We start from the raw sequence: 19931 nt of genomic DNA, 5'->3' as shown, positions 1-19931 counted from the left end.
TATGTATTCGACAGACAAGATTTCGACACTGGCTCTGGTACTCGCGTTGGGCATGGGCCTGACCGGCTGCAGCGTGGGGCCGGATTATCACCAGCCCAGCGTCGCCACGCCGCCGGCCTTCAAGGAGGCCGAGGGCTGGAGCCAGGCCAGGCCTCAGGACGACCTGAGCAAGGGCCCCTGGTGGTCCCTGTACCAGGACTCGGCACTGGATAAGCTGCTGAGTCAGGTGGCCGTCTCCAATCAGAACGTGGCCCAGTACGAGGCCAACTACCGTCAGGCCCAGGCCCTGGTGCAGCAGGCTCACGCCAGCCTGTTTCCCAGCATCAGCGGCAATGCGGGCCTGACGCGCAAGGGCACGGCCGAGAGTACCGGCAACACCTATACGGCGGGCGTGGCCACCAGCAGCTGGGAGCTGGATCTGTGGGGCAAGATACGCCGCGGGCTGGAGGAGTATCAGGCCAGTGCCCAGGCCAGCGAGGCGGAGTTGGCCAACATCACCTTGAGCGCCCAGTCCTCCCTGGCCCAGGACTATTTCCAGCTGCGGGTGCTGGATGCGCGCATCGCCCTGTACGGCCAGAGCGTGCAGGCCTATGAGCGCTACGTCACCGTGATGGGCAACCGCTACCGGGCGGGCACCGAGTCCCGCGCCAGCCTGGCCCAGGCCCAGACTTTACTTGAGAGTACCCGGGCCGCCAGCCTGGATCTGCAGTGGCAGCGGGCCCAGCTGGAGCATGCCATCGCCGTGCTGACGGGACAGCCGCCGGCCAGCTTCTCGCTGCCGGCTCAGCCGCAGCTGGCGCTGCATATTCCCACGCCGCCGGCCACCCTGCCGTCCCAACTGCTGGAGCGCCGGCCGGACATCGCCTATGCCGAGCGCAACATGGCCTCGGCCAATGCCGCCATCGGCGTGGCCCAGGCGGCCTATTATCCGGATCTGACCTTGAGCGCCAGCGCCGGCTTCGAGAGCAGCGTGCTGGGGGATCTCATCAGCCTGCCCAGCCGCACCTGGTCCTTGGGACCCGCCCTGAGCGGCACCCTGCTGGACTTCGGCGCCACCGGCGCCCAGGTCAAGCAGGCGGAGGCCGCCTACGACGCCAGCGTGGCCAGCTATCGGCAGACGGTGCTGGATGCCTTCGCCGAGGTGGAGGATGCCCTGGTGGAGCTGGCCACCTTGCAGCGGGAGCTGGCGGTGCAGCAGCGGGCCAGCGACGCGGCCAAGGAGTCGGCCCGGGTGACCTTGAATCAGTACAAGGCCGGCATGATCGATTATCTGGACGTGGCCACCACCCAAAACACCAGCCTGAGCCAGCAGCAGAGCCTATTGTCCCTGCAGGCCAACCTGCAGGTGGCCAGCGTCAAGCTCATCGTCGCCCTGGGGGGCCACTGGCAAGGGCTGGCGGCCCCGGCGCCTTAGGCGTCAGGCGTGCTGGGGCCGGGGTCTGAGCAGGGCCGCCCCGGCATCGGCGGGCAGGCGCAGGCAGTCCAGCACCGCCAGCAGCGCCAGGCCGGCCACCAGCCAAAACGCCAGCTGAAAGTCCGCCACCTGAGCCTGGGCACTGTCGTGACCGTGCAGCAGGCAGGCCAGGGCCAGGGTCAGGGCCCCCAGGGCGATGCCGCAGCCGAGGTTCATCTGCTGGAATACCGCCTGCAAGGTGGTGGCGTCGCGCATCTGCCGGCGGGGGACGTCGGCATAGCCCAGGGTGTTGATGGCGGTGAAGTGCATGGAGCGGTTCATGCCGCTGACAAACAGCACCAGGCCCATCAGCCACTGTGGGGTCGCCGGGCCGAAGCCCGCCATGGCGGCAAAGCCGGCGGCCACCAGCAGGCCGTTCACCACCAGTACCCGCCGAAACCCGAACCGATTCATCATCCAGGTGGTGCCCGGCTTCATGCACAGGTTGCCGGCAAACAGCCAGAGGAGCAGGCCACCGGATTGCAGCGGACTCATACCCAGGCCCAGCTGAAACAGCAGCGGCAGCAGGAAGGGGGCGGTGGCGATGGCGATGCGAAACAGGGAACCCCCCACCAGGATGAGACGGAAGGTGGGGATGGCCACGGGGGCCAGGTTGAACAGGGGGGCGGGGGTTTCCTGCAGGTGGTAGACCGTCTTGTAGAGCAGGGCGATGCCGGCAAACAGCAGGCTCATGGTCAGCACCAGGCTGATGTCCGGCCGGCTGGCGGCTTCAATGCCGGCCATGAAGAGGCCAAAGCCCAGGGCGCTGTAGACAAAGCCCTTGCCATCGAAGGGCAGGTCGTGCCGCCCGCCCAGCGGAAACAGCCGCCAGGCGGCCAGTCCCGCCACCAGCCCCAGGGGCAGGTTCAGTAAAAATATCCAGTGCCAGCTCCAGTGGCTGGCGAGCCAGCCCCCCAGCACGGGTCCCAATAGAGGCGCCATCAGTGCCGGCCAGGTGAGGATGGCCATGGTGCGCACCATGTCCGCTTTGGGCGTCTGCCGCAGCACCACTGTGCGACCTATGGGCACCATCATGGCACCGCCCAAGCCCTGCAGCAGCCGCGCCAGGGTGAAGTGCAGCAGGTTCTGGCTGGCGGCGCACAGCAAGGAGGCCAAGCAGAAGAGGGCGATGGCGCCGCAGAAGAGGCGCCGGGCCCCGAAGCGCTCGGCGGCCCAGCCGCCGATGGGGATGCAGACCGTCAGGGCCACCAGGTAGGCGGAGACCCCCAGGGAGAGGTGGGCGGCGGCGGTGCCGAAGTCCCGGGCCATGGTAGGCAGGGCCGTGGTGATCACAGTGGCATCCAGGATCTCCATGAAGGTGGTGCCCGCCACCAGCAAGGCGGTGGCGGTGCGCCGGTCGAACGGCTTGCTCATGGTGCCGGGTTGCCCGCGGCGGTGAGTTGTGCCAGCTCGGCGGCGCTGAGCCGGAGGCTCATGGCCCGGGAGAAGCTGGCCACCTGGGCCGGGCTGGTGGCGCTGGCGATGGGGGCTGTGATCCCGGGGGCGGCCAGCAACCAGGCCAGGGCCACCTCGGCGGGTTTGGCGCCATGGGTTTCGGCCACCGCATCCAGGGCCGCCAGTATGGCCATGCCCTTGGCGTCCAGGTACTTGCCGATCCCCGCACCCCGCACGCTCTGCTGCAGATCCGCCGGGCTGCGGTATTTGCCCGACAAGAAGCCGGACGCCAGGCTGTAGTAGGTCACCACACCGATGGACTCCTTCTGGCACAGCTGCTGTAAGGCACCCTCGAACTGGGCCCGGTCGTAGAGGTTGTACTCGGGTTGCAACACCTGATAGGCGGGCAGTCCCTGCTGCTTGGCCACCGCCAAGGCGTCGGCCAGCTGGCTGGCGTTGAGGTTGGAGGCGCCGATGGCCCGCACCTTGCCGGCCTGCAGCAGCGCCTCGTAGGCCCGCAGCGTCTCGTCATAACCGGTGTCGGGATCCGGCCAGTGGGAGAAGTAGAGATCCAGGTAGTCGGTCTGCAGGCGGCGCAGGGAGTCTTCCACCGCCCGGGTGATCCAGGCCCGGGAGAGGCCCTTCTTGCCGGGTTCCCCCAGATCCGAGCCCACCTTGGTGAAGAGTTTCACCTTGTCCCGCTGGCCGGGACGGGCCTTGAACCAGTTGCCCAGTATGGTCTCCGACTCGCCCCCCCGGTTGCCGGGGGCCCAGGCGGAGTAGACATCGGCGGTGTCGATGGCGTCGAAGCCGGCGGCCACGAAGGCATCCAGCACGGTGAAGCTGGCCGCCTGATCCAGGGTCCAGCCCAGCACATTGCCGCCGAACACCAGGGGGACGATTTGCAGGCCGCTGCGGCCCAGAGCGCGTTGTTCCATATGAAGCTCCTGAGAAAGGCGGCGCGCCCTGGCCGAGCCCGACCGCAGGAGGCGCAGCGGCCGTATGCCCGGCCAGTCGGCCGCGGGCTGGGGCCTGGCCCCAATCGAAGAGGTGATGGCCGGGAAACGGCTCGGCCAGGGATCATTGTAGGAAGGGGGCTTACTTGATTAAATGGACAGAATGGTAACTAACTCTTTCCTGGTGGTTGATAATGGGCGGACTGGATGATCTGGCGGGACTCAGGGTGCTGGAGCGGGTGGTGAGCCTGGGCAGCCTGACGGCGGCGGCTCAGGAGCTGGGGCTCTCCCTGGCCGCCACCTCCAAGCGGCTGGCGGCGCTGGAGCGCCGCAGCGGGGTGCAGCTGGTGCAGCGCAGCACCCGCAAGCTGTCGGTGACCCAGGAGGGCAAGCTGATTTACCTGCATGCCCAGCGGATCCTGGCGGAACTCGGCCGGGCGGAGGAGGCGTTGCGCACCCAGCAGTCCCAGATCGGCGGCCTGCTGCGCATCACGGCCCCCAACAGCTTTGGTCAGCGTCAGCTGCTGCCCTTGCTGGCGGACTTCTCCCGCCGCTATCCCGGTATTCGCCTGCAGTTGAATTTCAGCGACGAGGTGAAGGATCTCATCACCGACGGCCTGGATCTGGCCATTCGCTACGGGGTGCTGCCTGACTCCCGCCTGGTGGCCCGCCGTCTGCTGGACAACCAGCGGATCCTCTGTGCCGCCCCCGGCTACCTGGCGCGTCACGGCACGCCGGCCAGCCTGGCGGAGCTGGCCCAGCACAGCTGCATCCTCATCGGCCAGCATGCCGAGACCGAGTGGCGTTTCGACAGTGGCCGGGTCCACGTCAGTGGCCAATGGGTGTGCAACGATGGCGAGGCCAGCCATGCCCTGGCGCTGCAGGGCTTGGGCATAGTGCTCAAGTCCTACTGGGATGTGGCGGCGGATCTGGCCGCCGGCCGCCTGGTGCAGTTGTTGCCGGCCCAGGCGGTGATGGACGCGCCCATCAGCCTGGTCTACCTGCGCAACCCTGAGCTGGCGCCCCGGATCCGGGTGCTCATCGACTACCTGTTTGAGTCGTTTCCCGGGGCCGGTTAGGCGGCCGCCGCCTGCTTCCCCTTGTCCTGGGCCCTGGCCGCCGTGGTAGCATTTCACTTTTCCATAACAGTTGTTTGGAGTCCCCATGTCTGCAGAACGCCCCGAGGGCGCCCTCTTGCTGCGCACCCTGGCCATGCCCGCCGATACCAATCCCAGCGGCGACATCTTCGGCGGCTGGCTCATGTCCCAGATGGACATGGGCGGTGCCATCCTGGCCAAGGAGTTGGCCCGTGGCCGTGTGGTCACCATCGCCGTGGACGGCATGACTTTTCACCGGCCGGTGGCGGTGGGGGATGTGGTCTGTTGCTACGGTCGCTGCACCCACGTGGGCCGCAGCTCCCTCAAGGTGCATCTGGAGGTGTGGGTCAAGCTGGTGGCGCGGGAGCCCATCGGCGACCGCTACCGGGTGACCGAGGCGGTGCTGACTTATGTGGCGGTGGATCCAGACGGGCGCCCGCGTGCCATTCCCCGAGAGAACAACCCAGAGCTGCAGGCGGCCCTGGCCCAGCAGGCGGACGGCTCGCCGGCCTGCCGTTAGGCGCCGGTGCCCTTCGACTGGCGCGCGGGCTGGCTCACCTCGTCCCCGGGATGGGGGTCAAACAGCGGTGGGGCGGCCTCAGGCTGCTGACCACACCTGGGCCGGCCCAGGGCGCGCCAGCAGGCCAGCACGGTGCGCACGTCCACCGCCTCGCTGTGCAGGCGGGCCACCCTGGCCCGCCAGGCCGGCGAGGGATCCCAGGCCTGCAGGCTGTTGAGGCCCTGCCGCTGCCACAGGCGTTGATAGATGAGCTGGCGGCAGCGGGGCCACGCGCGCTGCCAGCAGGCGCCGAGCAAGGCGCAGCCGGGCCGGGCCAGCTGAGTGCGCCCCCAGCGTCTTAGCGGCGTCCGCAGCCACCAGAGTCCCACCAACACCAGCGCCATCGCCAGCAACCCGGGTCCCCAGGCCTTGAGCCAGCTGCGCAGGGTGTGGCGTACCTGCAGCGTCCTCCCCGGCAGGGTCAGGGTCTCCAGCTGACCGGTCTGACTGTTCCACCACTGCAGCCGGATGGGGGGCAGCCGCAAGGGGCCGCCTTGCTGCAACACATAGGTGATCTGCTCCTGCCGTCGGGCCTTGAGGGTGCCGCGGTCGTTGCTATCGTCAAACTGGCTGGGGTCGGGGTAGGCGCTGTATTGGGCATCCGGCGGCGCGGTGAGCAGCGGGGGCAGCAGCAGGGCCAGGGTGTCATCGGCCTGCAGGCTGATCTGCCGGCGTATGCTGTCACCTACCTGGAGACTCTCCTGGCTCAGTTGCCATGCCTGGCTCAGCTGGGCGGCCGGTGCCACCAGCCAGGGCTGGCTGTCGTCGAGGGGGGGCAGCTGGGCATCAAAGGCCAGGGGCTCGGTGTGCAGCGTCACCCGCTTGGGGCCCTGGTCCGAGGCCACCTGAACCTGCACCGCCAGGGCCGGCAGGCGATAGTGGCCGGCCTTGGTGGCAAACAGCGGCAGATCCCAGCGCTGATGGGACCAGCTCTGACCCTGCCGGGCCTTGGCATAGTTGTAGGCCGACAGCTTCTGCCGTGGACTCAGCAGGTGGGTCACCGCCAGCTCGTCCACCTGGGTGGCGGCGGCAAACCAGCGGTCGGTGGCCACGTCGATATGCAGCATCAGGGGCTCGTTGACCGTCACCAGGGCCGGGCTCTTCTCGTCACCGCGACTCAGCCAGCTTTGCAGGCTGACCTGGGGCGCCGCCTGGGCGGCCGACGCCAGTGCCGTCCACAGACCCAGCCACAGCCCCAGCAGGGCATAGACGACGCCGGTCGGACTCAGGATGCGCCTAGGGCGAGACATGAGCGTCCTCCTGTTGGCGCAGCTGGATGGCGAACTTGGCCCGCAGGAAGCTCTCCGGGCGCTGCTGTACCCGCTTGAGCCACTTGTCCACCAGGGCGGGATCCGTCAGCAGGCTGTCGGCATCCAGCGTCTCTTGGATCAGGCTCTCCCGGGCCACCTGCTCTTGCACCCCGTCGCTGGTCTGGGGCGCCTCGCCCAGCTCGCTGGAGCGCTCCATGGCGTTCTCCCCGCCGGCCTGGCTTTCGGTCTGTCGGTTTATCTCCTCGATGAGGGCCTGGATCTGCTGGAGGTTGTGCCGCGCCGGGGCATAGTCCGGCTGCGCCTTGAGCAGGGCCTGCAGGCTGGCCCGGGCTGCCACATACTGGCGCTGGCGGGCCTGGGCATTGGCGTGATACAGGCGCATCAGCGGATCGTCGAAGCGGGCAAACAGCCGCTGGGCGCTGGCGTATTGGCCGGCGTAGTAGTAGGCGATGGCCTTGCGTCTGGGATCCCGGTAATGCTCGGCCGCCGTCAGATAGTCGCCCTGCCGCCAGTACCACTGACCCTGCTGATCGGCGGTGAGCCACAGATCCAGCCAGCCGTTTTTCAGCCGGGTGGGCCAGTCGATGGCCGTGGGGGTGTCTGTGGTGACGCCGGCCGCCAGGTGCCGCTGGGGCTCGGCCTGGGCGGGAGGGCTTAGCAGCAGGCCGGGCAACAGCAGACCCAGCAGGGCCCACTGCACCAGCCAGCCACGGCGGAACCACAACAGCATCAGCAGCATGATAGGCAGCAACAGGCCATGGCCCATCTCCTGCCAGGGTTGCCGATTGTTGGGATCCAGCTCCGCCATGGACTCCACCTGGGCCTTGACCCAACGCATGTCACTCTCATCCAGGGTCAGATCGTGCAGGCGGCCCCGGCAGCGGTCGGCCAGGGCCTGCAGATGGGCCCGTTGCAGGGGCAGATCGCTGGGCCGCCGGCTATCCCCCATGGGCAGGATCAGCAGGCCGACCGGGTGCGCCTCGCAGAACGATTGCCAGGCATCCAGCTGGGCCGGATCCACGTCGTTGGTCAGCAGCAGCAGGCTCAGGGGCGGGCCGGACTGGGGCAGCAGGGGCGGCAGCAGGGGCAGCACCTGGCTGCTGTCTTGGCCGGGCCTGGGCATGACACTCGGCCCCAGGGCATTGAGCAGGGGGGCGAACACTGCCGTGTCCCGGGTCAGGGGCATGGTGAGGTGGGCGCTGCCGGCGTAGGCGATGAGTCCCGTCTGGCCACCGGCCCGCAGGGCCAGCAGATCCTGGATCTTCTGCTTGGCCCGTTGCAGGCGATCCGGCGGCACGTCCTTCTCCTGCATGGCATCGCTGGTGTCCAGCAGCACCATGAGGGCCGCCTGATCGGCGCTGAAGGGCGAGGGGGCCCGCCGCCAGGTGGGGCCGGCGACCACCAGGGTGGTGAGCAGGCCGATCAGGGTCAGGGCCAGTAGGGGGGCATAGCGTTGCCAGCTGTGCTGTCCCACCGTCAGGGCGGTGCGCAGATGGGGCGGCAGTCGGCGCTGCCACTGGGCCTGTTGCTGCAGATCCCGCCATTGGCCGTACAGCAGGGCTCCCAGGGGCAGCAGGGCCAGCAGCCACCAGGGGCGCAGGAAGTGAAAGCGGGCCAGCAGGGCCAGGGACTCATCCAGCATGGGACCTCCTGCGCTGGCGCTGCCAGCGGGCCAGGCTGAAGGCCAGCAGGTGCATGAGCAGCACCGCCATCATCAGGTAGGGGAACAGGGGATACTTGGGCTGGTAGCGCTCGCTCTGGTAGACCTTGGGCTCCAGGGCGTTGATGCTGTCATAGGCCTGGGCCAGGGCCTGCTGATCCATGGCGACAAACAGCTGCCCACCCGTGGTTTCGGCCACCGCCTGCAGTGTGTTCAGATCCAGCGCCTGCTCGCCCGTGGTGTGGGGGTCCCCCATGGCCACCAGGTGAAACCGCACCCCGCGGGCCTTGGCCAGCCGGGCCGCCTCCTTGGGGGGCACCAGGCTGTCGGTGTCATTGCCATCGGTCAGTATGATGGCCAGCTTGTCCCGGCGCTCGGCCTGATCCGGCTCGCTCAGCAGCTTGACCGCCAGCCCCATGGCATCCCCCAGATGGGTATTCTGCCCCGCCATGGGCACCTGGGCCTCGTCCAGCAGGGCGAGCCAGGCCGCGTGGTCGGCGGTGAAGGGGGACTGGACGAAGGCGGCATCGGCAAACAGGATGAGCCCGAGCCGGTCGCCGGCTCGCTTGGCCGCGAAATCATGCAGCACCGCCTTGACGGCGGCCAGCCGGCTCAGGTGTTGCCCCGTCGCCGTGGTGAAGTCGGGGGTTTCCATGGAACCGGACAGATCCACCACCACCATCAGATCCCGTCCCGCCTGCTCCCGCAGCTGGGGCGGCGCCAGGTAGAGGGGATCGCTCAAGGCCAGGCAGGTGAGCAGCCAGGCCAGCAGCAGGTTGAACCGTTGCCAGCGGGCCGGCTGCAAGACGGTGGCCCCCTGGGTGGGCTGGATGTCCAGGGCCGACAGCAGGCTGTCGAAGAAGGGCACCTTGATGGCGCTTTGCCGGGTGCTGAAGGCCGGTACCAGGCGGTAGATGAGCCAGGGCAGGGGTAGCAGCAACAGCCAGTAGGGGGCTTGCAGGGTCAGGTTCATCGCCGGCCTCCTGGCAGGAGCCGGGGGGCTTGGGGATGCTGATGTTGTTGCAACCAGAGCTGGGTGAGGCCCTGTAGCTGCAGGCACTGGGCCCGGCTCAAGGTGCAGCCGGGATCGATCAGGCTCTGCAGCCAGCGGCGGCCCAGCCGTGAGTCGAACTGGCCCTGCTGTCCCGCCAGGGAGTCCAGCTCGGCCAACAGACCCGCATCCAGCCGGGGGGCCAGGGCCGGCTGCACCCGACTGGCGGTATGCTTCAGCAGCAAAAACAGCTGGGAGGCGAAGTTGGCCTGCCTGGGCTCCAGCCTGGCCAGCTGAGCCAGGGCCTGGCGCCGGTAGCGATAGAAGCGGTGACGGCGCAGGGCCTGGATGGCCAGGGCCAGCCCCCCCAACAGCAGCAGGGCGGCCAGCAGTTGCCAGCCCAGGGTCTGGGGCCACCAGCCGACGGCCGGCAGGGGCGCCACGTCGACCATCTCCTTGAGCAGGGACCAGTCTGGGGGGGAGGGCTTCATAGGCCGGCTCCCAGGGCGCGGCGCAGTTGGGCCAGGTGCTGGCCGCCGGTATCCAGCTCCAGCAGGGGCAGCTGGCTCTGCTGCATCAGGCGTTGCAACTGCTGGCGACGTGCCTGGGTCTGCTCCGCCAGCCGGGCATTGGCCGCCGCCAGGGTCTGGCCGCCGGCCAGCTGCAGCTGGCGGGTACCGTCGGAGATGATCCAGTCGGCCTGCTGCACCTCCCATTCCAGCGGATCGGCCACCCAGAGGCAGAGCAGGCGGCAGTGGCGCTGCAGCTGCTGCAGCTTGGCGATTTCGGCCTCGTCGCATTGGTGAAAGTCGCTGACGAGGACGATGAGGGCATCCCGCTCTCGCCGCTGCAGCAGGCGATCCAGCAGCAGGCCGAGCTGGGAGTGGCTGCCCGGCTGGGAATGTACGCTGAGGGCCTGGTTGACCTCGGCCAGTTGCTGTAATTGGCGCAGGTAGCCGCCGGCGCTGCGTACCGGGGTGTTGATGAACACCTCGGCATCGTTGTAGGGGCACAGGGCCAGTCGGTCGCTGTGCCGGATCACGGCCCAGCCCAGCAGGGCCGCCACCTGGGCGGCCACCACCGACTTCATGGTGTCCACCGAGGCGAAAAACATGTTGGCGCGCTGGTCCACGCAGATCAGCACGTGGTGGTCCTTCTCCTCGGTATAGACGCGGACGTGGGGCTTGCCGGTGCGCAGGGTGACCCGCCAGTCCAGCTGACGGATGTCATCCCCGGGCCGATAGTGGCGCAGCTCCTCGAAGTTGAGGCCGCGTCCCCGCAGGTGGGAGACGTGACGGCCGCTGATCAGCTCCCGCAGCCGGGCCACCGGCGGCAGCTGGTAAAGCGGCTCCTGGGCCCGCAGGGCGACCAGTTGTCGGTAGCTGCAGTAGAGGCGAGGGTCCTGTGTCTGTCCCATGGCGTCACCCAATCAACACCTGATCCAGCAGGGTCTGGATCACCTGGGCCCGGGAGACACCATCGGCGGCGGCGCCGTAGCCCAGGGTCAGGCGATGCTCCAGCACAGGGCGCACCACGGCCCGCACGTCATCCGGGGTGACATGATCCCGGCCGGCCAGCCAGGCCGCTGTCCGGGCGCAACGATCCAGGGCTATGGTGGCCCGCGGGCTGACCCCCACCTCCAGCCACTGAGCCAGGGGCGTCTGGGGATAGCGGGCGGGATCCCGGGTGGCCATCACCAGGTTCACCAGGTAGCGATCCACCAGCTCGGAGACCTGCACCTGGGCGATCTGGGCCCGGGCCTCCAGCACCAGGGCGGGATCCAGCTGTGGCAAGGGGGCCGCGCCCGCTTGCTGGGCCTGGGCGCCGGCCTCTTCGCCGCGCACCAGCCGCACCACCGCCAGCTCGTCGGCCTCCTGGGGATAGTCGATGGTGATCTTCAGCATGAAGCGGTCGATCTGGGCCTCGGGCAGCGGATAGGTGCCCTCCTGCTCGATGGGGTTCTGGGTGGCCAGCACGATGAAGGGTTGGGGCAGGGGACGGCTGATGCCGCCCACGGTGACGGCCCCCTCGGCCATGGCCTCCAGCAGGGCGGCCTGGACCTTGGCCGGCGCCCGGTTGATCTCGTCCGCCAGCAGTATCTGGTTGAACACTGGGCCGGGCTGGAAGGTCAGCTGCGGCTTGCCGTCGGGGCTCTCCTGGTAGAGATCGGTGCCGGTGACGTCCGAGGGCAGCAGATCCGGGGTGAACTGCACCCGGCCGAAGCTGGCGCCCAGCCCCTGGGCCAGGGCCTTGACCGCCCGGGTCTTGGCGGTGCCGGGCAGCCCCTCCAGCAGCACATGACCGCCGGCCAGCAGGCCGATGACGATACCCTGTGCCACCTGGGTTTGACCTATGACGCTTCCTTTGAGGTGGGAAAGCAGCTGTTGCATGGCCTGATGGGATGGATTCATGTTGGCGTGCCTTTGAGGTGATTAACGCGGTTGGCCCTGGCGCAATAACACGGCGATGCCCGTCAGCATGGGCGCCACCTCGTCGAAGAAGTGCCGCAGTCCGCTGCACAGGTAGTTGAGCCCAGGCTCACCGTCCGGGGTGGTGAGCAGCCGGTTCTTCGGACATTCGCCCCAACACAGCTTGAGGTGCGGACAGGCGCGGCAATAGGCCGGCAGGCTGTCGCGCTTGGCCATGCCAAAGGCCAGCTGGCGGGTGGAGAACACCATCTCGTTGAGGGGGTGGTCCTGGATCCGGCCGACCCGATATTCGGGGTAGACATAGTGATCGCAGGAATAGACGGCGCCGTCGTGCTCGATGGCCAGTCCCTTGCCGCAGAATTCGGCGGTGACGCACAGCTGGGATGGCTGGCCCAGGGTCTGGGCCACCGCAGTTTCAAACAGGTTCACCAGCACCCGGCCCAGGTCGTTGTTAACCCACTCCTCGAACACGACGGTGAGGAAGTGTCCCCAGTCATCGGGATCCACCGACCAGTCGGTGACCACCGACATGGGGTGGCCCGGCTTGCTTTGCGGCGAGCCCAGCGCCGGCATCTGCTGGGGCGTCCAGAACTGCGGCGCCGTGCTTTGATAGACCTTGGGCTCCACGCAGGGGGTGAATTGGATGTAGGTGGCCCCCAGCTCCCGGGTCAGAAAGCGGTAGACGGCCAGGGGTTGCTGGGCGTTGAGCCGGTTGACCACCGTCAGGGCGTTGAAGGGCACGCCGTGCCGCTTGAGGCAGTCGGCGGCGGCCATGACCCGATCGAAGGTCGGTTTGCCGCTGCGGGTGACCCGGTAGTGATCGTGCAGCTCCCGGGGGCCGTCGATGGACAGGCCTACCAGGAAGTTTTCTTCTTTCAAGAAGCGGCACCAGTCGTCGTTCAGCAGCAGGCCGTTGGTCTGCAGATCATTTTGGATGGTGACGCCCGGAGGACAGTATTGTCGCTGCAGGGCCACCACCTGGCGGTAATAGTCCAGCCCCAGCAGGGTGGGCTCGCCTCCCTGCCAGGAGAAGACCACCTCGGGACCATCCTGACTCTCGATATAGCTCTTGATGAACTGCGCCAGGGTGGCCTCGTCCATGCGAGGCTGCTTGGGCTGGTGCAGCAGCTGTTCCTTGTGCAGATAAAAGCAATATTGACAGTCGATGTTGCACTGGGAGCCACCGGGTTTGGCCATCACGTGGAAGCGGCGCTGGTAGCTCGGTTGGGCTCGGGTATCCTTCTGGGCGGTAGCCAGGGGGATGAGTGGCATCTGGGTGGTGTCGTTGGCGAAGGTTTTTTTCATCGGCCCTCCTGTTGGCAACACGGGAGCCGGCTTACGCCGGCTCCCAAACTACGATGTTGGCTTATTGACCCAGGGTGCTGGCGTCCACCGTGAAGCTGGCCGGCTTGAAGCGCGGCGGAAACTCCTTGAAGGTGGCCAGCATCTTGGCGGTCTCGGGCTGAGCTATGCCTGAGACCAGGAAGATGCGATCGTACATCCAGTCGTTGTAACTCATGGAGTTAACACCACGTTCAAAGGGGTCGTTGTACAGGTCCACCAGCAATGGAACCCGCAGTGGGGTGAAGGGTTTTTGCCAGATGTCGAAACCTGTTTCATGTTCCTGGATCATGAAATGGAACTTCCAGCGGCCATGGCGCATGGCCAGCAGATCGCCATCGTCGCTCCAGTAGAAGAAGTTCTCACGCTTGCCCGGGCCCTTGCCGGTCAGCAGATCGCTCTGATCATAGCCATCCAGATGCACCTTGTAGGACTTGCCCTGCACCGTGGTGCCTTTGAGCAGCTCATCCTTGGCCTTGGGATTGCCGGCCCAGCCCACCAGGGTGGGGAACCAGTCCTCGCCGGCGAACATGTCGTTGATGACGGTCCCTGGCTTGATGTGGCCAGGCCACTTGATCATGGCCGGTACCCGGAAGCCGCCTTCCCAGCCGGTGTTCTTCTCACTGCGGAAGGGGGTTATGCCGGCATCAGGCCATGTCGTCGTCATGGGGCCATTGTCGGTGGTGTAGATCACGATGGTGTTCTCTTCGATTCCCAACTCCTTGATTTTCTTAAGAACATGGGCCACCTGGTTGTCGTGTTCCAGCATGCCGTCGGCGTACTCACCCTGGCCGCTCTTGCCGCGATAGTCGGGGCCCACATGGGTGTGGTTATGCATGCGGGTGGTGTTGACCCAGGCGAAGAAGGGCTTCTTGGCCTTGACCTGGCGCGTCATGAAATCATCGGCGGCGGCCAGGAATTCGTTATCGACGGTTTCCATGCGCTTGCGGGTGAGGGCGCCGGTGTTCTCCACCTTGCCATCGGCATAGGACTTGAGTACGCCACGAGGGCCGAATTGCTTGAGGAACTCAGGATCCGTCGGGTAGTCCTCGTTTTCCGGCTCTTCTTCGGCGTTCAGGTGATACAGGTTACCGAAGAACTCGTCAAAGCCGTGGGCGGTGGGCAGGTATTCATCCCGATCGCCCAGGTGGTTCTTACCGAACTGGCCGGTGGCGTAGCCCAGGGCCTTCAGCATGGTGGCGATGGTGGGATCCTTGTCGCTAATCCCCACAGCTGCGCCGGGCAGTCCCACCTTGGAGAGGCCGGTACGCACCGGCATCTGCCCCGTGATAAAGGCGGAGCGCCCGGCGGTGGAACTTTGCTGGGCGTAGTAGTCGGTAAACTTAGCCCCTTCGGCGGCGATGCTGTCGATGTTCGGAGTCTGATATTGCATCATCCCCTGGTTGTAGGTGCTGAGGTTCCAGTAACCCACATCATCGCCAAAAATCACCACGATATTGGGTTTTTGCTCGGCCGCCTGCGCCGTCATGGACGCGGCGGCCAACGCCAGGGTGCAGGCGTTGAGGGTCAGTGTCGTGATTGGGCCTAAGCCGGTTTTTTTCCCCATGATTCTCTCCTTGTCTGGCAATCGCTGTAGGCGGTGTGGGCACCGCCGTCTTCTGTTACTGCTACGACGTAAAAAAGGGTCTGGAAAAAAACGCATCGACGGACAACCAACAACCCGGCGGTGCTCTTTACTTTGCGCGTTTGGATGTGCAGATTCGTATTGTGAGAAGCATTCGAATCTGATTGAAAATACACCTTGGCACCCAGATTTGGCTAGTGATGCGTCACGTATTTTCATGGACTTGGCTGACAAGCGTCAGCCATCGTCTATGGCTAACCCAGTTGCATGTCCGGCGGATGACAGGCGGTATCGCCGGTGTTCAGTGATAAAACTCAAACGGAGAGCATCAGGATGAAAGAGATCAAGATGATTCGTTGGCTGACGGGCCTGCTATTGCTGGGCCAGAGCCTGGCCTGGGCGGCGGACGCCCTGCCATCCTGGCAGGATACGACCCCCAAGCAGGCGATCCTGGCCTATGTGGCCAAGGTGACTCAGGCGGGTTCACCGGATTTTGTGCCTGTGCCGGAGCGGATCGCCGTGTTCGACAACGACGGCACCCTGTGGCCCGAGGTGCCTGTGCCCTTCCAGCTGACCTTTGCCCTGGATGAGCTAAAAGTTCAGGTGCAGCAGAAGCCGGAATTGAAGCAGGATCCCATGGTGCAGGCGGCGCTCTCCGGCGATCTGGCCAGCCTGATGGCCGGCCCCCATCATGAGGGCTTGCTGCATTTGCTGGCCTTGACCCATGCGGGCATGACCACCGACGAATTTGCCGCCCGGGTGCGTACCTGGCTGGCCACGGCCAAGCATCCGCGCTTCAATCGGCCTTATGTGCAGCTGGCTTATCAACCCATGCTGGAGTTGTTGCAGTACCTGCGGGAGCAGGGCTTCAAGACCTATATCGTCTCCGGCGGCGGGGCCGATTTTATGCGGGTCTTTGCCGAATCTGTCTACGGCATAGTGCCGGAGCAGGTGATCGGCTCCAATAGCCTAACGCGCTTCGAGCGGCGTCCCGCTGGCCCCGTGCTGGTGAAGACCCTGGAGCAGCTCTACGTGGATGACAAGGAGGGCAAGCCCGTGGCCATTCATCAGTTTATCGGCCGGCGTCCCATCGCCTGCTTCGGTAACAGCGACGGTGATCAGGCCATGCTGGAGTACAGCACCCAGGGCAATCCACACCCGGCATTTGGGCTCATCGTCCACCATACGGATGCGGCACGGGAATATGCCTACGATACCAAACCACCCGCCAGCGGCACCCTGGTGACCGCCCTGGCCGCCGCGCCCAAGCAGGGTTGGGTGGTGGTGGATATGCAGCGGGACTGGAAACAGGTGTTCGCGCCCTAATTTGTGGCACATAAAAAAAAGGCCCTGATTGCTCAGGGCCTTAGAAGGTGGTGGAGCTGGGGGGAGTTGAACCCCCGTCCGAAAAACCTACATCCTCAGTACTACATGCTTAGTCACTCTTTACATTCGCCGGCCGACTGCGGAGCGACACGCCATCGACAGACTAGCCTGATTGGTTTTAACGCTTCCACCCCAGGCAAGGCTTCCACGCGATCCTATGAAGGGTGACCTTCCAATTCCCTAGCACATAGGCAAGCTAGGGGAGAAGGGCTCTGCGCAGGTTATTAAGCTGCCAGTGCGTAGTTTTCGTCGTTTGCGACTATTTTTTTGCGGTTTGTTAACGAGGCCTACCGCACCTCGGCATGCACCTTGGGTTTCGAGTGTCCCGTCGAATCCTGAATCAGCCCCATGGTGTTACCTGTATATTACTACAGTTTTTTGCGTTGTCCAGCCTAGCGGGCCTTGTTCTTCATCATGCGGTCCTTGTCCCGCTGCCACTCCCGCTCCTTGAGATCCTGGCGCTTGTCGTGTTCCTTCTTGCCCTTGGCCAGGCCGATCTCGGCCTTGACCCAGGGGCCCTTCCAGTACAGGGCCAGGGGGATCAGGGTGTAGCCCTGGCGTTCCACCAGGCCGATCAGCCGTTCGATCTGACTCTTGTGCATCAGCAGCTTGCGGATGCGGGTGGGGTCGCACACCACATGGCTGGAGGCCAGGTGCAGCGGCGTGATGTTGGTGCCGAACAGGTAGACCTGACCGTTTTGCACCAGCACATAGCTGTCGCCGAGGTTGGCCTTGCCGGCCCGCAGGGATTTGACTTCCCAGCCCTGCAGCTCCAGGCCGCATTCGTACTTGTCTTCGATAAAGTATTCGTGACGGGCTTTCTTGTTCAGGGCTATGGTGCTGGATGTGCTGCCGCCCTTGCCGTTCTTCTTCACCATGCGGTTCTTGTCTCCCGTTTTGTCAAGCGGGCCATTATACGGGCTGTACCCGTTTGGCGAAAGGGTGGGGCTGGGGGTGAGATTTTGCCGGGCCAAGTGCTAGAATCGGCCCCCTGTCATTACAGGAGGAGCCATGGCTCAGTTACACCGTAGCGCACTCGTGATGTACAGCGCCGAGGAGATGTATGCGCTGGTCAACGACGTGGTGGCCTACCCGCAGTTTTTGCCCGGTTGCGTGGCCAGCCGGGTCATCAGCCAGTCTGAGCTGACCATGGTGGCCGAGGTGTCCGTGGCCAAGGCGGGCATCAACAAGCAGTTCACCACGAAAAATACCCTGGTGCCGGGGCGGGAAATCCTGATGGAGCTGGTGGAGGGACCGTTTCGCCGGCTGCACGGCGTTTGGCACTTCACACCGCTGGATGAGGCGGCCTGCAAGGTGGCGTTGAGTCTGGAGTTTGAGTTCAGCTCCCGGCTGATTGAGACGGCCTTTGGGGCCATTTTCCGCGAGCTGGCCGGGGCCATGGTCAAGGCCTTCTGTCAGCGCGCCAAGGAGGTGTACGGTGTCCGATAAGACCCAGGTGGAGGTGGTGTACGCCCTGCCGCAGAAGCAGACCCTGCTGCGAGTGCCGTTTACCGCTGGCATGACGGCCCGCCAGGCCATAGACGCATCCGGCATCCTGGCCCGTTACCCCGAGATTGACCTGGCGCACTGCAAGATTGGCAGCTATAGCCGGGTCATTCCGCTGGATGAGTCACTGCAGGGTGGCGAGCGCATCGAGATCTATCGGCCGCTGCTGGCCGATCCCAAGGAGCTGCGCCGCCTGCGGGCCGAGCAGGCCGCCAAGCCCGGCAAATAATTATCCAACCGGCGGTAAGCGCAGACGAAGAAGCCCTCATTACGAGGGCTTCTTGCTTTGTCGTGCCTGCGCACAGGCGTGGGGTCAGAGCGGCTGGTTGAACTGCGGGGCCTTGAAGTCGCCGGAGAGCTTGTCCAGCTTGCCCTGGGTGAAGTGCAGGCTCAGCAGCTTGCGATCCAGATCGCCGTTGCCCTGACGCAGATAGTAGAGATAGTTCCACACCTGGGGATCGAAGCTGTCCACCATCAGGGGGGCGCCCAGCACGTATTCCACCTGTTCCTGGGTCATGCCGGCGCGCAGCTGATCCACCTGCTTTTGCTCGACATAATTGCCCTGAGGGATATCAATCTTGTACACACAGCCGCTGTTGAGCAGCAGGCTGGAGAGAAGGGCCGCACAGGCCAGGGTGGATTTGCCCATAGAATGCTTCTGTATGCTCGGCTAAAAAAGTGGGCTTGATGATAGCGGGAACGGCGCGGATGTAAAAGGGCCAGAGGTGGCAAGCCGGGTCTGGCTAACAGACTATGACACCGGCCGGCGGGCGAACGGCGGGGCGATGGGCAGGGGCAGGGCCGCGGAATTAGGCTTCCAGCCCAGGCTGGCCCCTATCTATCGACGTGGCAGGCGTGTGCCGGGGGCGGAGGGCGAGGGGACGTTAATGCCCGCGCCAGCGGGGAGGGGGCTGGCTAGGCCGGTCTGTTGCGGCTGGGCCAGGTGACGCAGCGCTCCGCCCAGTTGCCGAGCGCTGCATGTGTGTGCCGGGGGATCAGCCCTCCCGGCGCAGCCGGGCCATGTAGAAGCCGTCATAGCCGCTGGCCGCCGGGCTGACCGTCTGCTCGGCCAGCAGGCTAAAGCCGCTGTCGGCGGCCAGGAAGCGGGCCACCTGTTCCTGGTTTTCGCAGGGCAGCAGGCTGCAGGTGGCGTACACCAGCTCGCCACCGGGTTTGACCATGCGGCTGTAACGGCTGAGGATGTCCGCCTGCAGTGCCATCAGGATGGGCAGCCGCTCGGCGGTGTCCCGCCACTTGGCATCCGGATTGCGCTTCAATACCCCCAGGCCCGAGCAGGGCACGTCCAGCAGCAGGCGATCGGCGCTCTCCTTGAGGCGCTTGATGGTCTTGCTGGAGCTGATGAGGCGGGCTTCCACGTTGTGGGCACCGGCACGGCGGGCCCGCTGGCGCAGGTTTTCCAGCTTCCACTCCTCCACATCCATGGCCAGCAGCCGGCCCTTGCCGGCCATCAGGGCGGCCAGGTGCAGGGTCTTGCCGCCGGCGCCGGCACAGGCATCGATCACCCGCATGCCGGGCGCGACCCCCAGGAAGGGCGCTATCTGTTGGGAGCCGGCATCCTGCTGCTCGAACCAGCCCTCCTTGAAGCTCTCGGTGCGGAACAGGGCGCCATCGGAGAGTACCTCCAGGGTGTCGGGCCGGTCGGCCAGCGGACGGGTCTGGATATGTTCCCGGGCCAGCTTGTCCATCAGCTGCTGCGGCTCGCATTTGAGGCGGTTGACCCGCAGGTAACGCTTGGGGGCCAGCGTCAGGGCATGGCGCTCGGCGGGCCACCGTCTGCCCAGCTGCGCCTGGCCCAGGGCCTCGAGCCACTCCGGGCAGCCGTCCCAGAGCATGGGGTCGCCCTTGGCCTGGGCGCGGCGGGTCTCGAAGGCCTTGAGATTGAAGCGATCGGCGGTGGGGTGGCTGGGCAGCGGCAGATCGTGGAACTGATGCCAGACGCAGATCAGGCCCCAGCCGGCGGTGGCGGCCTCAGACAGCGGCACGTCCGCCAGATGGCAATAGAGGCTCAGGCGGCGCAGCAGATCCCCCACCAGGGTGGCGATGCGAGCCTGCTCGCCGGGCCCCATCTTGAAACTGGAGAATTCCCGGGCGTAGGCCCGATCCAGGGTGGCGCCCTGGGTCAGAACGTCGTCGATGATGGTGACGGCCCGCTCGGCCTGCCAGGGAGTGAGTGAGATCTTGATCATGCTGGTTACCCGGTCAGAAAAACCGCGTGATGATAGGCGTTGGCAAGGGGACTGGCAACTTGTGATGCCGGCTTTCTTGCCCCTGGCCTTGTCAG

General features: G+C 65.8%; 19 protein-coding genes and 1 other RNA gene. 6 read left to right on the top strand and 14 right to left on the bottom strand.

What is annotated here, in order from left to right:
- The first annotated feature begins 1 nt into the window (after nt 1).
- Nucleotides 2-1414, top strand: coding sequence for an efflux transporter outer membrane subunit (locus tag ABHF91_RS10745; protein WP_409420290.1), 1413 nt, complete (start codon nt 2-4; stop codon nt 1412-1414).
- 3 nt (nt 1415-1417) lie between these two features.
- Here ABHF91_RS10745 and ABHF91_RS10740 read toward each other — a convergent pair whose 3' ends face one another.
- Nucleotides 1418-2827 carry an MFS transporter gene (locus tag ABHF91_RS10740; RefSeq protein WP_409420289.1) on the bottom strand — a complete coding sequence of 470 codons (1410 nt, stop codon included), beginning with the start codon at nt 2825-2827 and terminating at the stop codon, nt 1418-1420.
- Nucleotides 2824-3786, bottom strand: a complete 963-nt coding sequence (locus tag ABHF91_RS10735) for an aldo/keto reductase (RefSeq protein ID WP_409420288.1) — start codon at nt 3784-3786, stop codon at nt 2824-2826. Before ABHF91_RS10735 ends, ABHF91_RS10740 begins: the two co-directional genes overlap by 4 nt.
- A 212-nt stretch (nt 3787-3998) precedes the next feature.
- Between ABHF91_RS10735 and ABHF91_RS10730 the strand changes: the two genes are divergently transcribed.
- Nucleotides 3999-4883, top strand: coding sequence for a LysR substrate-binding domain-containing protein (locus ABHF91_RS10730; protein WP_409420287.1), 885 nt, complete (start codon nt 3999-4001; stop codon nt 4881-4883).
- Nucleotides 4884-4968: 85 nt separating this feature from the next.
- A complete protein-coding gene (yciA, locus tag ABHF91_RS10725) occupies nt 4969-5421 on the top strand; it encodes an acyl-CoA thioester hydrolase YciA (protein ID WP_409420286.1) in 453 nt (150 codons plus the stop codon).
- On the opposite strand, the gene ABHF91_RS10720 is transcribed toward yciA, so the two are convergent.
- From ABHF91_RS10720 to ABHF91_RS10685, 8 genes are all read right to left on the bottom strand, one after another.
- On the bottom strand, nt 5418-6710 hold the full coding sequence (locus ABHF91_RS10720; RefSeq protein ID WP_409420285.1) for a hypothetical protein: 1293 nt from the start codon (nt 6708-6710) through the stop codon (nt 5418-5420). The genes yciA and ABHF91_RS10720 overlap by 4 nt on opposite strands.
- A complete protein-coding gene (locus tag ABHF91_RS10715; protein WP_409420284.1) occupies nt 6697-8373 on the bottom strand; it encodes a VWA domain-containing protein in 1677 nt (558 codons plus the stop codon). The genes ABHF91_RS10720 and ABHF91_RS10715 overlap by 14 nt, the downstream gene beginning before the upstream one ends.
- Nucleotides 8363-9364 carry a vWA domain-containing protein gene (locus ABHF91_RS10710; protein ID WP_409420283.1) on the bottom strand — a complete coding sequence of 334 codons (1002 nt, stop codon included), beginning with the start codon at nt 9362-9364 and terminating at the stop codon, nt 8363-8365. The genes ABHF91_RS10715 and ABHF91_RS10710 overlap by 11 nt, the downstream gene beginning before the upstream one ends.
- Nucleotides 9361-9873 carry a DUF4381 family protein gene (locus ABHF91_RS10705; protein WP_409420282.1) on the bottom strand — a complete coding sequence of 171 codons (513 nt, stop codon included), beginning with the start codon at nt 9871-9873 and terminating at the stop codon, nt 9361-9363. Before ABHF91_RS10705 ends, ABHF91_RS10710 begins: the two co-directional genes overlap by 4 nt.
- Nucleotides 9870-10799, bottom strand: coding sequence for a DUF58 domain-containing protein (locus tag ABHF91_RS10700; RefSeq protein ID WP_409420281.1), 930 nt, complete (start codon nt 10797-10799; stop codon nt 9870-9872). Before ABHF91_RS10700 ends, ABHF91_RS10705 begins: the two co-directional genes overlap by 4 nt.
- A 4-nt stretch (nt 10800-10803) precedes the next feature.
- Entirely contained in the window at nt 10804-11793 is a 990-nt protein-coding gene (locus tag ABHF91_RS10695) for an AAA family ATPase (RefSeq protein WP_409420280.1), read from the bottom strand.
- A gap of 21 nt (nt 11794-11814) precedes the next feature.
- Complete coding sequence (locus ABHF91_RS10690) at nt 11815-13116, bottom strand: anaerobic sulfatase maturase (protein ID WP_409420279.1); 1302 nt, start codon at nt 13114-13116, stop codon at nt 11815-11817.
- 61 nt (nt 13117-13177) lie between these two features.
- Entirely contained in the window at nt 13178-14719 is a 1542-nt protein-coding gene (locus ABHF91_RS10685; protein ID WP_409420278.1) for an arylsulfatase, read from the bottom strand.
- Nucleotides 14720-15070: 351 nt separating this feature from the next.
- Between ABHF91_RS10685 and ABHF91_RS10680 the strand changes: the two genes are divergently transcribed.
- Nucleotides 15071-16063, top strand: coding sequence for an HAD family hydrolase (locus tag ABHF91_RS10680; RefSeq protein WP_409420277.1), 993 nt, complete (start codon nt 15071-15073; stop codon nt 16061-16063).
- Nucleotides 16064-16111: 48 nt separating this feature from the next.
- Here the strand turns inward: ABHF91_RS10680 and ssrA are convergent.
- Nucleotides 16112-16471, bottom strand: a transfer-messenger RNA (tmRNA) gene (gene ssrA, locus ABHF91_RS10675).
- 44 nt (nt 16472-16515) lie between these two features.
- Nucleotides 16516-17001 (bottom strand): SsrA-binding protein SmpB, encoded by a 486-nt coding sequence (gene smpB, locus ABHF91_RS10670; RefSeq protein ID WP_409420276.1) that lies wholly within the window; start codon nt 16999-17001, stop codon nt 16516-16518.
- A 133-nt stretch (nt 17002-17134) separates the two neighbouring features.
- Between smpB and ABHF91_RS10665 the strand changes: the two genes are divergently transcribed.
- Both ABHF91_RS10665 and ABHF91_RS10660 read left to right on the top strand, forming a co-directional pair.
- Nucleotides 17135-17572: a type II toxin-antitoxin system RatA family toxin gene (locus tag ABHF91_RS10665; RefSeq protein ID WP_409420275.1), complete on the top strand. Its 438-nt coding sequence runs from the start codon at nt 17135-17137 to the stop codon at nt 17570-17572.
- Complete coding sequence (locus ABHF91_RS10660) at nt 17562-17858, top strand: RnfH family protein (RefSeq protein WP_409420274.1); 297 nt, start codon at nt 17562-17564, stop codon at nt 17856-17858. Before ABHF91_RS10665 ends, ABHF91_RS10660 begins: the two co-directional genes overlap by 11 nt.
- 84 nt (nt 17859-17942) lie before the next feature.
- Here ABHF91_RS10660 and ABHF91_RS10655 read toward each other — a convergent pair whose 3' ends face one another.
- Both ABHF91_RS10655 and ABHF91_RS10650 read right to left on the bottom strand, forming a co-directional pair.
- Nucleotides 17943-18278, bottom strand: a complete 336-nt coding sequence (locus ABHF91_RS10655) for an outer membrane protein assembly factor BamE (protein ID WP_409420273.1) — start codon at nt 18276-18278, stop codon at nt 17943-17945.
- A 346-nt stretch (nt 18279-18624) separates the two neighbouring features.
- Nucleotides 18625-19836 (bottom strand): RsmB/NOP family class I SAM-dependent RNA methyltransferase, encoded by a 1212-nt coding sequence (locus ABHF91_RS10650; protein WP_409420272.1) that lies wholly within the window; start codon nt 19834-19836, stop codon nt 18625-18627.
- Nucleotides 19837-19931: the final 95 nt, after the last annotated feature.

Origin of the sequence: Pseudaeromonas aegiceratis, assembly GCF_046254905.1 — a bacterium.
Taxonomy (GTDB): domain Bacteria; phylum Pseudomonadota; class Gammaproteobacteria; order Enterobacterales; family Aeromonadaceae; genus Pseudaeromonas; species Pseudaeromonas aegiceratis.
Note: the sequence above shows the minus strand (reverse complement) of the source record. Positions and strands in the feature narration are given on the sequence as shown.

Excerpts from the sequence above, each read along its gene's own strand:
- ABHF91_RS10745 (WP_409420290.1), top strand. The coding sequence starts at position 2 with ATGTATTCGACAGACAAGATTTCGACACTGGCTCTGGTACTCGCGTTG.
- ABHF91_RS10740 (WP_409420289.1), bottom strand. The coding sequence starts at position 2,827 with ATGAGCAAGCCGTTCGACCGGCGCACCGCCACCGCCTTGCTGGTGGCG.
- ABHF91_RS10735 (WP_409420288.1), bottom strand. The coding sequence starts at position 3,786 with ATGGAACAACGCGCTCTGGGCCGCAGCGGCCTGCAAATCGTCCCCCTG.
- ABHF91_RS10730 (WP_409420287.1), top strand. The coding sequence starts at position 3,999 with ATGGGCGGACTGGATGATCTGGCGGGACTCAGGGTGCTGGAGCGGGTG.
- yciA (WP_409420286.1), top strand. The coding sequence starts at position 4,969 with ATGTCTGCAGAACGCCCCGAGGGCGCCCTCTTGCTGCGCACCCTGGCC.
- ABHF91_RS10720 (WP_409420285.1), bottom strand. The coding sequence starts at position 6,710 with ATGTCTCGCCCTAGGCGCATCCTGAGTCCGACCGGCGTCGTCTATGCC.
- ABHF91_RS10715 (WP_409420284.1), bottom strand. The coding sequence starts at position 8,373 with ATGCTGGATGAGTCCCTGGCCCTGCTGGCCCGCTTTCACTTCCTGCGC.
- ABHF91_RS10710 (WP_409420283.1), bottom strand. The coding sequence starts at position 9,364 with ATGAACCTGACCCTGCAAGCCCCCTACTGGCTGTTGCTGCTACCCCTG.
- ABHF91_RS10705 (WP_409420282.1), bottom strand. The coding sequence starts at position 9,873 with ATGAAGCCCTCCCCCCCAGACTGGTCCCTGCTCAAGGAGATGGTCGAC.
- ABHF91_RS10700 (WP_409420281.1), bottom strand. The coding sequence starts at position 10,799 with ATGGGACAGACACAGGACCCTCGCCTCTACTGCAGCTACCGACAACTG.
- ABHF91_RS10695 (WP_409420280.1), bottom strand. The coding sequence starts at position 11,793 with ATGAATCCATCCCATCAGGCCATGCAACAGCTGCTTTCCCACCTCAAA.
- ABHF91_RS10690 (WP_409420279.1), bottom strand. The coding sequence starts at position 13,116 with ATGAAAAAAACCTTCGCCAACGACACCACCCAGATGCCACTCATCCCC.
- ABHF91_RS10685 (WP_409420278.1), bottom strand. The coding sequence starts at position 14,719 with ATGGGGAAAAAAACCGGCTTAGGCCCAATCACGACACTGACCCTCAAC.
- ABHF91_RS10680 (WP_409420277.1), top strand. The coding sequence starts at position 15,071 with ATGAAAGAGATCAAGATGATTCGTTGGCTGACGGGCCTGCTATTGCTG.
- smpB (WP_409420276.1), bottom strand. The coding sequence starts at position 17,001 with ATGGTGAAGAAGAACGGCAAGGGCGGCAGCACATCCAGCACCATAGCC.
- ABHF91_RS10665 (WP_409420275.1), top strand. The coding sequence starts at position 17,135 with ATGGCTCAGTTACACCGTAGCGCACTCGTGATGTACAGCGCCGAGGAG.
- ABHF91_RS10655 (WP_409420273.1), bottom strand. The coding sequence starts at position 18,278 with ATGGGCAAATCCACCCTGGCCTGTGCGGCCCTTCTCTCCAGCCTGCTG.
- ABHF91_RS10650 (WP_409420272.1), bottom strand. The coding sequence starts at position 19,836 with ATGATCAAGATCTCACTCACTCCCTGGCAGGCCGAGCGGGCCGTCACC.